The following is a 10,465-nucleotide window of genomic DNA, read 5'->3' on the forward strand; positions in this document are numbered from 1 at the left end:
CTTGCGCATCACATCGCCTCTATTGCCCGCCGGATGCCATCAGCTGAACTGCGCGGCGCGTTGTTTTCATCGTAGAGATTAATGCGCTTTGTGCAGGCTGCATCGGCATCGGTCTCCGTTTCATCGGGCTCGCCGTATTTTTCCGACATGCCCCATACGGTGACGCCTTTCAAGTCGCCGCGTTCGGCCGCCACGGTGATCACGTCACGAAAAATATCGGCGTAGGCGGCCGGCGTGAAGCCTTGGTCGTGCTTCAGGAAGTGGCAGGAAGCATCGAGTTCGGTGATATAGACACCGATACCCATATCCTTCAGAGCCGCGCAAAAACGCCCCATTCCCTCCGGATCGATCCGGTCGAGACCCGGGCGGAAATGCGCCTGCAGCCCAACCGCGTTGATCGGAGTCTTGCTGGCGACGAGCTTCTCGACGATTTTGAGAATGTGCACGCGCTTTTGTTCGAAAATGTCGGATTTTTTCTCAAGATGCGTTTCGTTGAGTACCAGCGTCGCAGCCGGATCGGCCTCATGCGCCATATCGAAACTCATGCGAATGTAATCGTCGCCGAGAAGGCGTCGGAAAACACAATTTCTGAGGTCGGGCGCATCATATTCCAACGGCTCGTTCACCACATCCCAGGCATCGACGGAGCCCTTATAGCGAGCGACAACCTGTTTTATATGACGGTTCATGACCGTCCGGAGGGCTCGCGCGTCGGAGATCTCAGACACCCAATCCGGGGCGCGATACCAGATCAGCGTATGCCCATAAACCCTCATGTTGTTTTTTCGTGCGAATGCAACCATCCTGTCGGCGCCACCGAAGGAAAAAACGCCGGGACTTTTTTCCGTCGCTTTCCACTTCAATTCGTTGCGCGGCGTTATGGAATTGACATTTTCGACATAGAGCTCACAGGCGGCTGGATCGCCAATATTTTGCAGGTCGATTGCCGATCCGAACCGTAACGATTTGCTGTCGGCAAGGGCGCGCAGCCCTGGTTCCGCCGGCGCCTTGGCCAGGACCGCGCCCGCCTGAACAAAAGACAGCGCGAGCGGAAGCGAAGCGAGGAAACGTCTTCTGTTCATTCTAATCCTCGCTGTGGGCTTTTCTCATGTCCGGGACCGAACTTGCGGCAGCCGGGTCGGTTTGCGGCGGTTCCGTACCGAGTTGCGTTTGCTTTGGCGGAGTGATGCAACCTCTTACTTTCCCTGGAGCGAATACTGTATCCGCTAGGCTTTTCAGTCTGTGCCAAGAGATAGATCTTCCCGGAGGACGCTCGTGATGGAAGATTGGTTCAGCTGCGTAATGAGCGTTTTTCATTTGGCATTTCAAAATGCCGTTTTTTTATGGCGACCCTTCGAAACGATTTCTCTCGTCTCGATGACCTACAGTGCGCAGCCTTGGTTTTTTACGGCAGCGAACGACCGGGCGGGGACAGTTTTGAAAAGAGCTTTACCAAATTCTGGCCCGGCGTCACGACGATGCAGGTCGCATGCCTGACAGACAGGTCATGCGGGCGGCCTCGACCAGCGTCCGCGGCTGCTCATTCCCGTTTTATTGCGCTGATGCCGGCGCCGATTGCGCGGGGTCGGTCTCAGCCGTCGGCTCCGGCGATGGAAGCCAGGTTCTGTCGGAAAAATAATTTCTCGTTCTCTTTTGGGGTTCCGAGGCCGCATCCAGCGAGAGCGTAAAATTGTAGCGTTCCGGGTTGAGCACTTCGCGGCTGAAGGTGATGCTGGCGCCGAAACCGTCTTCCTTGATGTCCCTCAGATTCTTGATTGCGTTGAGCGCCTCATGAAAATCCAGCCATTGCGGCTGGCTGAGCATGACCTCGAAAATCCGCAGGATACTCGGGTCGAGCTGGCCGTTCTGGTCGGTCTCTGGATTGACGATCTTCACGCGCATGTTGTTGATCGTGCCCGCGGCATCGCCGCGAACAATGACGAAGATGGAACTGGGAAGTTGATCATTTTCACGTTTGCCGCTGTGTTCGAAAAAGCATTCGAAGGTAGCGGCGTTGAAGCTCGCTGCCGCCCAATCGCTGGTTTGGATGCCGGCGTTACGCAGGGCGGCGCACATTGCCGCTCCTGAGATGCGCCACGTCCGCAGAAAGGTTGATGCGGTCTGCGCCATAGGCGGTTCGAGGGCATGTAAGGGAAGCCTGACTGAGGCCGGTGGTGCCGGGCGGGGAAGCGCCTTCGGTGGCGGCGGCTTGACCTCATATGAAAAGAGATCGAGGCCGAAATAGCGATCGATCGTCCTCAAGTGCTTCATGTCGTTGGAAAGAAGCACGGTTCCGATGATGAGCGACAGGGAAATCGTCAGCAGCAACCAGAAGACCACGGGAATCCGCGGTTTTCCCACCGGCTGTTTCGCATATACGGGCGACGGATTGTCGGGCAAGCTTATCTTCTCCGAATACGCGAGAAGGGTTTCGATCGGGCTGTCTTGATACAGCAGTATACATCCATCCGTTAAATATCTTGGCTTGCTGTTCGGCATTCTGCCGCGTCGGGCGTGTCATCGGCAAGAAGCGCGCGCTTCAGATCTGCCGGAAGCGGCTTGAATTTCCCGATCTTGATACTCTCAAATGCACCGGCCGCTATGGCCGCAGCCAAGATCGCGGATGATCCGCGGCCGTGACAGGCAAAACGGTCAATGCAGTCTCCTATGCTTCTCGGCCTCTTCCGGTTTTTCTTGCTTATGTCGACGAGATTTCAGAGTGACCGGTTCAGATCCAATCTCAGTGCGTGCAGCCATCTGTTGCTGCTGCCATCTTTGTTTCATCTTTCGCGCAAAGGTTAAGATTTTTGTTTAAAAACTACAGGTTATATTCTTGATCGACATCCAGTTTTGCCGGGTTTTACCCAATTTTCGACGTATTCTTCTATAGGGTCTGCCGCGAACTTGCAGAAAGGAGAGGATATGTCCGTCGAACTGGACGCGACCACCTATATCCACGCTAAACCGACAACCGCGCATTCCTACATCCTGCCAACTGTGCTTGGGGTGCTGGAAGGCCATTTTGCCGGCTCGGCGAAGGCCGATGTCTTCGATCTGGGATGCGGCACGGGCGGGGCGGCCGCGGCTCTTGCGAAAGAGGGATATTGCGTCGTCGGCGTCGATCCTTCAAGCGATGGCATCGCCAAAGCCAATGTCAAATATCCCGGGCTGCCGCTGAATGTCGGTTCGGCCTATGACGAGCTTTCCGGGGAATACGGCACCTTCGACGCTGTGATCAGCCTGGAGGTGGTCGAGCATGTCTATGATCCCAAGGCCTTCACCTCGACAATGTATGATCTGGTCAAGCCTGGCGGCATCGCCGTGGTATCGACGCCCTATCATGGCTATCTGAAGAATGTCGCCCTGGCAGCGCTTGGGAAAATGGATGATCACTTCATGCCGCTGAAGGATCATGGACATATCAAGTTCTGGTCGAGAAACACCCTGAGCACGCTGCTGCTTGATGCCGGATTCCACAGTATTCGTTTCGAATATGTCGGAAGGATACCTGCTCTTGCCAAGTCGATGATCGCCGTGGCTGAAAAGCCTCTTTAGGAAGACAGGGCGGCAGGCAGATTTTGACGATCCGCCTTCGCTCTGACTTGCGCGATAATGTACTCCTTATATAGCTGTCATTGTACGCGCCTGCGGTAATCCACAGGTTGTTTGTACTGTGTGCAGCGCTGAAAAAAATCCTTACAAAATATTTACTTTTAGTTGCATTCTTGCGCAAATTCTCCATTATACAGCGGGCGTGCTGATAAAGCGGGAGACTTGTTTTCATGAAGGCCAAATCGCCGAATTCGATCGACGTCTATGTTGGCAACCGCGTGAGAGTTCGGCGAAAGACGCTCGGGATGACCCAGCATGGTTTGGCTGAACTTCTGGGCATAACCTTTCAACAGATTCAGAAATACGAAAAAGGAACCAATCGTATCGGCGCCAGCCGTCTTCAGCGCATTTCCGAGATCCTTCGCGTGCCCGTCGGCTTTTTCTTCGAGAACGGCGGTGCCGGACCGATCGAAGGTGAGACGAGCGAGTTGAACAAATTCCTGTCGTCGAAGGAAGGACTGGCGCTCAACAAGGCGTTTATCGCCATTGAGGATCCGAATATCAGGCAAAAACTGGTGGCACTGGCCAAAAGCCTGGCGGTTACGGGCTTGCCCGACATGGACAACGAGCTGCAGGATCCGGTGGCGCACAACTGAGGATGGATCGTGCTTCATCTGCAGACATTTGGCGATCTGCGGTTGACCGAGACGAATGGCGAGCTGGTTCGCTATCCGATCAAAGGTCTGTTGATGATGGCCCATCTCTATGCCGGAGCGAGCCATGAGCTCAGCCGCTATGAACTGGCACAGTTTCTCTGGAGCGACGTCGAGCCGGAATTGGCGCGGCTCAATCTGCGCAAAATGCTGTCGCGCATCCGCGAAATGGACGGTGGCCGCGCCGAAATAGCCTTCGATTTCACCGCCACGACGGTTCGCCTCAACACGCAGGTGGTTTGCAGCGATCTGGATGTCTTTCGGGCGGGCGGTACGCCGCTGGATCGGCTGCAGGCGATCGCCGAATTGACCCAGCGCTGTTTCATCGGAAATATCAAGCCTGCGACAAAGCCGATCGATGCGTGGATCAGGGCGCAGCGAGACGCCCAGGCGCTGCAATTGCGGCAGGCATTGCTGGAGGCGCTGCCCGAAGTGCAGAAGCCCGGCGCGGCGCGCATCGTTTCGAGCGCCGCCCTGCAAGTCCTCGAGCGGGATCCGAATGACGAGCAGGTGAGGGCGCTGCTGCACCAGATATCCCGCGGCTCATCGTTTTCCGAGAGATCGGCAAATGACGACGGCCATCCAAGGGTGGAGGTGAAGCGCTCCGAGCCTGGCAGCCAGCCGGCCAACATCGAAAGCATATCGGCGGCGCCGCTGATCCTGCCTCGTCTGGTGTTGCTTCCCCCGACAGCCAAGCATGCCGATGCCGGACTTGCCCTTGCCAACGCCCTGATCGAAGACGTCACCATAGAATTGTGCGCACTTCGAAACATTTCCATCGTCGCGCCGCATACGGCCGGCCAGATCCGCCGCGACTCCGAGAAGGCTGCGGTGGTCGCACGGCACTCGATCACCTATCTTCTGGACACTCGCCTCTCCGAAGAGGGGTTGTTCGCGCAGCTGATCTATTTTCCTACGGATGAGATTATCTGGGCCAACCGCTTTGCGATGACGCGTGCTACATTGCCGCGCCACAGGCGGGTGATCGCCCAGCAGTTGACCGAGTCGGTGGCCCGAGAGCTGGCTGAAAACGAGGAGGAGCGGTTACGTTTCGAGGCCGATCCCGGGGCCTACCACGCCTACCTCGTCGGTTCGAGCCTGATGAGCAAGCTTACATTGCCGCATATCCGCCGGGCGAGGAAGGCGTTCAAGCAGTCGCTGTCGTATAAGGCGGATTTCTCCGCCTCCTTTACCGGGCTGGCAAGAACCTTCACCAGCGAATGGCTTGTCACGGCGCAGGGAAATGACGAGCTGCTGCATCTGGCGGAACAGCATGCGCTTCGTGCAATCGAGCGGGATCCGGAATCGGCGGCAGGCCATCGTGAGCTTGGCGTCACCAAGCTTTATCTCGGCGATGTCGATGCCAGCGTCGCAGCCCTTCACCTGGCGGAACAGCTCAGCCCGCATTTTGCCGACGTCATCTACAGCCATGCCGACACGCTCGTGCATGCATCCCGGCCCGGTGACGCGCTCGCCAAGATCAGAAAAGCGATGTCGCTCAATCCGATCGCGCCTGACGCCTATCTCTGGTGTGCCGCCGGAGCCAGTTTCTTTCTGGAACAGTATGAGGAGGCCATCGCCTATGTCGAGGCGATGAAAGACAAAGCGCCGGCCCATCGTATTGCCGCGGCCAGTTGCGCAATGATCGGCGATCGGAAACGGGCACTCTTCCATCGGCAACGCGCCGAAAGCATCAACCCGGTGTTCGACGTCGAGAAGTGGCTCGCCATTGTTCCCATGAAGGAACAGTGGCAAAAAGAGCTCTATCGAGAGGGCCTGTTGAGGGCCGGTTTTTAACAATAGCTGAGGGGCATTTACATGACGAAAGTTGTTATCATAGGAATACCGGGCGAGACTGGTCTTTGGCTCGCCGATCTCGACGCGGGCACGGTTACGCCGCTCAATCCGACGGGGGACTTGGCGACTGCGAGCAACCTGCGCAAAGCCGGCGGCATTATAGTGAAGGGCGTCGATCTGGCTGTCGCCGTTTCGTCGGCGCAGGTTGCCCTTTCCGGTCACTTCGACGGCTGAGCCGGCATCTGACGGATCAATCGACATATTCCGACAGGATCATATCGCCGCGGGAAACCCTTTCCCGCGTCGAGCCCTTGTTGGCCAGATTCGGCATTACAAGGGTGGCGCGACATACCGGGCTCGACGATATTGGAATCCCCGTCTGGTGCGCATATACCCCGAATTCGCGATCGATCGTCATTGCTCAGGGAAAGGGCCTGACCGATGTCGATGCCAAAGTGTCCACCGTCATGGAAGCCCTGGAACGGGCCGTTGCCGGCGAACCTTTCGTAGATCGGTTCCGCGGCAGCGCGTCCAGCCTGCGGGCGATGGGACACAAGATCGATAGGCTGGACTGCCTGATCGCCATCCATAAACCCGACCTCGGGCCAGACGAGGAGACGGATTGGGTGGCCGGCATCGATATGCTCAGCGGCGGGCAGATTTATATCCCCTTTGAAGCGGTGGTGCTCGACCGTACGCGCGATGCCCGGTACTGGATGTCATCGGACGGCCTGGCCTCGGGAAACAACCTCGAGGAGGCGATATTTCACGGTGTGCTCGAGCGGATCGAGCGGGACGCGCATGTGCTGTGGCAAGTCAGCACGGAAGCGGGTCGTTATGCCGGCTGCGTCGATCCCCGCGGTTTCCAGGATGGCACCCTGGACGGGTTGATCGACAAGATCGACGCGTCGGGATTGGCGCTCAGGCTCTTCGATATCACCAGCGACATCGCCATTCCCTGCTACACCGCCATGCTGGGCCCGGGGGATTGCGTTCCAGACCCGCGGGATCCCCACGGCGGCAGGGACATCCGCCTTGTCGAGGTGACCGGCGGCACGGGGGCCCATCCCTCTCCGGTGCGCGCGGCCATTCGAGCGGTAACGGAAGCCGTGCAATCGCGGCTCACATACATCAGCGGAGCGAGGGACGATATTTCGCCGGCCACCTTTACGCGATCCTTGCCGCCGCTGATGCGGCGAGCCTTCGACGCAGTTCCCGGATCGCCACGCCCGGCGCCGGAACATCGGCTAGGGAATCTCACGCAGATGCTGCAGCATGTGCTGGAGGCTTTGCGAACAAAAGGGATCGGTTCGGTCATCGCCGTACGCCTCAGCGAAGCCACGCTTCCCTTCAGCGTCGTCAAGGTCGTTATTCCCGCGCTCGAAAATCCGGAAGGGGAGCGTGCTCGGCGGTTGGGAACAAGGGCACTGGCGAGGGCGATCGGCTTTTGAAGATCATTTTCGCAGGTCCCAGTCTTCCCGATGCAGCGGCACTTGCCGGCGAGGCGATACGCGTCCTGCCGCCTGCGACGCAGGGGGATGTTCTGACCGCGGCGGACCAGGGTGCCAATGTCATCGGGCTGATCGACGGCGGCTTCGAACATGCCGCGCCGGTCTGGCATAAGGAGATTCTCCGCGCTCTGTCGCTTGGCGTGACAGTGCTGGGGGCGGCCAGCATGGGCGCGCTGCGGGCTGCAGAATGCCATTCGTTCGGCATGATCGGGATCGGCCGCATTTTCGAAGACTACCGCTCGGGCCGGCTGGTCGATGATGCTGCCGTGGCGCTCGTGCACGCGCCGAGCGCGCTCGGCAGCAAACCGTTGACGGTGCCGCTGGTCAATGTCAGCGCCACGCTCGATGCCATGGAAAGGAATGAACTGCTCCCAGGAGGGGTGCGCCGGGAGCTTGAAAATGCCGCGAGCGCGGTTTTCTTCAAGAGGCGAACGTGGCGGACGATCGTCGAGCAATGCGCCGGCATAGCCGCGCCGGAACGTGCGAAACTATTGACGGCCCTTGTCGCCCATTCCGTCGATCAAAAACGCATCGATGCGCTGGAGTTGCTAACAGCAGTGCAGGCAACCGCCGATATTCGCGTGAATGCCGACCTGTCCTGGAAATTGCACGAGACCGCATTTCCTACACGGCCCGCATTGTGAATCGAAATCGGCAATCGTCACCGGGAGTTGTGTCACGCTTTTTTCACGGGCTTGGCCACGCCAGCCCGCGTATTGTTCCTTCAATACGTTGGAGAAATGGGCATGGGCGTGACATCGGCTGCTAATATAAATGCAGACCTCAGGACGGAAGAGGGTCTGGAGGAACTGCTCGCTCTGGCGCGAATGATCGCCTATGCGCGACAGGTTGCTCAGGATGTCAAACTGCCATTCGCGACGAATTGCCTCGATCTTGCTCTTGAGGCGGTGAAGCAGGAAGTCGGGGAGGGGCTGACCAGGGATCTGGCTGAACTGAGCTCCCCGGTTCCGCAAGTGAGCGTAAAGAGACATTAGTCCAATGCATGTCGCCCGGAACTGTGGAGCGGTTCCGGGACAACGACATGCAGAAGGACAAAGAGCTAAAGCGCGTTGCGTCAATCAAATTTGATGTGACGCGCTTTAGCTTTCGGACATCTCCAACGACGAGGTCGGCCGCCAACCACCGCGGCCGCAGTTGCGTAAATCGCAGGATATTGACTCATCTCCGATCAAGGCTACGGTCTTCGCTTCCGGGTCGAGGGGGGGCCGCGTGAAATTCAGCTGCTCTGTGAAAGGCGGGAAAAACATGTCACGATCTCTTGCTGCGATCGCCGCTCTTCTCGCTCTGATCCCGCCCGCCAGCCATGCCAGCGAGGCGCGGGGAAAATCGACGCCTCCCGCTGCGAAGGGCTGCGTGGAAGTCAGTGGAACGGCCTTGGCCGGAATGGCGGGACGGCCCGGCCTATTCGGCAGCCGAGCTCAAATGCGGCGCAAAGCTCTTGCTGGTGCTGCAGCGCCAGACCGGCAGGGATGGAAACCTTCCCGTCTGGAGCACGATCGATCAGGTGACGATTGCCAAGCCCAGCCCTCGCCACGAACTTCTGCAGCCAAGCTATTGCTCGTCGAGCCGGTTTCCTCAGGACTCCGTCTTTGCGCTCGGCAGGATGGTGGAACAGCCGGATGGCTCCTTTCGATCGGAGAACGTGGTTGAGGCCTGGCGGGTTGACATCAAGCGCGAAAGACTGGCCGCGATACCCGTCCATGGCCTGCTTTGCGCGCTGGACCCGGCCGATTGACCGGGGCGGCAACACCGGCAAAAAAGGCCGCCCTCTCTCCGCGCTCGTCTTGAGGCGCCCGGCAGGAAAGGGCGATCAAGGGCACTGGTGTCTCTGCGGCAATGGATGCGTGTTGCTGGGATAGGCGCGGCCCCGCCATCGATCTGTTCAGATATCGATTTGGATCGTGGTTCGGTAAATCCGGGGGTCTTTGGGCTGTCGCTTATTCGAATGGTATTCGAGGCGCAAATAGATGGTCGAAACGAATGGTAAGCGATTTCGTTGACGTTGTCTCCGGGCGGGGAGACGGCGGCGAGTTTGATTTCAGCGCTCGTCTGATGATCGGCCGGGCCGGCCGATCGCTATCTCAATGGGTCAAATTGCGCTTCTGGGCCAGCAGTAAAATGTAATCGTCGGCAATGTCCGCGATGGCCATTGCGACTTCCGCCGGATCGCACCCCTCGACCTTCGTGTTTGCAATGAACTGATAAACCGCCTTCTCGATCTGTTTCCGGCAGATCATCACGCGTTCATCATAACCAAATTCCGGAATCTGCGATGCCATATCACTCATCAGGTCGGCTCCTCACTACTTGCAGTGACCATGACACAAATTATAAGTTGAGCAAGCAAATGCTTTATGAAAGGTTAATTCAATGACGAGGTGCGACCATTTCGACACAGATTTGGTCTCTTAGAGAACATTCCGCCGTGTTGAATTGAGCGACGTCTTTCGTGCGGACGGATTGACTATTTCCTGTCAGGATTCAGTCGATCGAACGTGGTATTTCTTGCGCTGCTGCTCTTCGCTTTGGATGGTGTCGCACCACCTGGCGCGGTTGAAATAGACGGTCGAAGGCGCGCCAATATCGGTTCTGTCCGCAGCGTGATCACCAATTATAATCCTTTGATTTATTGGGTTATTAAAGCTTGGTTCGGCTTCACGATCGCCATTGTCGACGGGTGAATTGCGCTGCCCATTCTGCGATGGCGGCCGATGCCGGGGATTGTTGGTCTCGTTGCAGCGGCTTCTCCCGGAGTGTTGTCCGGCCGCGGCGCTGCGGCGAAGGCAAGGCGGGAAAGAAGCTGAGTATTTTTCATGTTTTCGACAGCAATGTAAGCCAAATGCCGTGGAGGAATTTATTAAATAACGTCAG

12 protein-coding genes are annotated in these 10,465 nt (G+C 57.8%); 9 read left to right on the forward strand and 3 right to left on the reverse strand.

The annotated features are described in order from the left end of the window. Positions 1 to 8: 8 nt before the first annotated feature. A complete protein-coding gene (locus tag C4N04_RS17560) occupies positions 9 to 1,082 on the reverse strand; it encodes an endo-1,4-beta-xylanase (RefSeq protein ID WP_106796612.1) in 1,074 nt (357 codons plus the stop codon). A 469-nt stretch (positions 1,083 to 1,551) separates the two neighbouring features. Beyond that, complete coding sequence (locus tag C4N04_RS17565; RefSeq protein WP_106796613.1) at positions 1,552 to 2,400, reverse strand: DUF6030 family protein; 849 nt, start codon at positions 2,398 to 2,400, stop codon at positions 1,552 to 1,554. 522 nt (positions 2,401 to 2,922) lie between these two features. Here C4N04_RS17565 and C4N04_RS17570 point away from each other — a divergent pair. The 8 genes from C4N04_RS17570 (at position 2,923) to C4N04_RS17605 (ending at position 9,329) form a co-directional block, all read left to right on the forward strand. Then, positions 2,923 to 3,555 (forward strand): class I SAM-dependent methyltransferase, encoded by a 633-nt coding sequence (locus C4N04_RS17570; RefSeq protein WP_077989920.1) that lies wholly within the window; start codon positions 2,923 to 2,925, stop codon positions 3,553 to 3,555. A gap of 227 nt (positions 3,556 to 3,782) precedes the next feature. Then, positions 3,783 to 4,208: a helix-turn-helix transcriptional regulator gene (locus tag C4N04_RS17575; RefSeq protein WP_106796614.1), complete on the forward strand. Its 426-nt coding sequence runs from the start codon at positions 3,783 to 3,785 to the stop codon at positions 4,206 to 4,208. Between the two features lie 9 nt (positions 4,209 to 4,217). Then, positions 4,218 to 6,062, forward strand: a complete 1,845-nt coding sequence (locus C4N04_RS17580; protein ID WP_106796615.1) for a peptide antibiotic resistance protein — start codon at positions 4,218 to 4,220, stop codon at positions 6,060 to 6,062. Positions 6,063 to 6,083: 21 nt separating this feature from the next. Continuing rightward, on the forward strand, positions 6,084 to 6,296 hold the full coding sequence (locus tag C4N04_RS17585) for a hypothetical protein (RefSeq protein WP_038690693.1): 213 nt from the start codon (positions 6,084 to 6,086) through the stop codon (positions 6,294 to 6,296). A 41-nt stretch (positions 6,297 to 6,337) separates the two neighbouring features. Further along, positions 6,338 to 7,513 carry a YcaO-like family protein gene (locus C4N04_RS17590; RefSeq protein ID WP_106796624.1) on the forward strand — a complete coding sequence of 392 codons (1,176 nt, stop codon included), beginning with the start codon at positions 6,338 to 6,340 and terminating at the stop codon, positions 7,511 to 7,513. Further along, on the forward strand, positions 7,510 to 8,217 hold the full coding sequence (locus C4N04_RS17595; protein WP_106796616.1) for a TfuA-like protein: 708 nt from the start codon (positions 7,510 to 7,512) through the stop codon (positions 8,215 to 8,217). The genes C4N04_RS17590 and C4N04_RS17595 overlap by 4 nt, the downstream gene beginning before the upstream one ends. 102 nt (positions 8,218 to 8,319) lie before the next feature. Continuing rightward, positions 8,320 to 8,568 carry a hypothetical protein gene (locus C4N04_RS17600; RefSeq protein ID WP_039621493.1) on the forward strand — a complete coding sequence of 83 codons (249 nt, stop codon included), beginning with the start codon at positions 8,320 to 8,322 and terminating at the stop codon, positions 8,566 to 8,568. 389 nt (positions 8,569 to 8,957) lie between these two features. Further along, on the forward strand, positions 8,958 to 9,329 hold the full coding sequence (locus tag C4N04_RS17605; protein WP_245425601.1) for a hypothetical protein: 372 nt from the start codon (positions 8,958 to 8,960) through the stop codon (positions 9,327 to 9,329). 346 nt (positions 9,330 to 9,675) lie between these two features. On the opposite strand, the gene C4N04_RS17610 is transcribed toward C4N04_RS17605, so the two are convergent. Continuing rightward, positions 9,676 to 9,882 carry a hypothetical protein gene (locus C4N04_RS17610; protein ID WP_004676311.1) on the reverse strand — a complete coding sequence of 69 codons (207 nt, stop codon included), beginning with the start codon at positions 9,880 to 9,882 and terminating at the stop codon, positions 9,676 to 9,678. Positions 9,883 to 10,089: 207 nt separating this feature from the next. Here C4N04_RS17610 and C4N04_RS31595 point away from each other — a divergent pair, with 207 nt between their 5' ends. After that, positions 10,090 to 10,275 carry a hypothetical protein gene (locus C4N04_RS31595; RefSeq protein ID WP_158775561.1) on the forward strand — a complete coding sequence of 62 codons (186 nt, stop codon included), beginning with the start codon at positions 10,090 to 10,092 and terminating at the stop codon, positions 10,273 to 10,275. The last annotated feature ends 190 nt before the right edge of the window (positions 10,276 to 10,465 follow it).

This window comes from Rhizobium sp. H4, assembly GCF_003013335.1.
GTDB classification, from domain to species: domain Bacteria; phylum Pseudomonadota; class Alphaproteobacteria; order Rhizobiales; family Rhizobiaceae; genus Rhizobium; species Rhizobium sophoriradicis.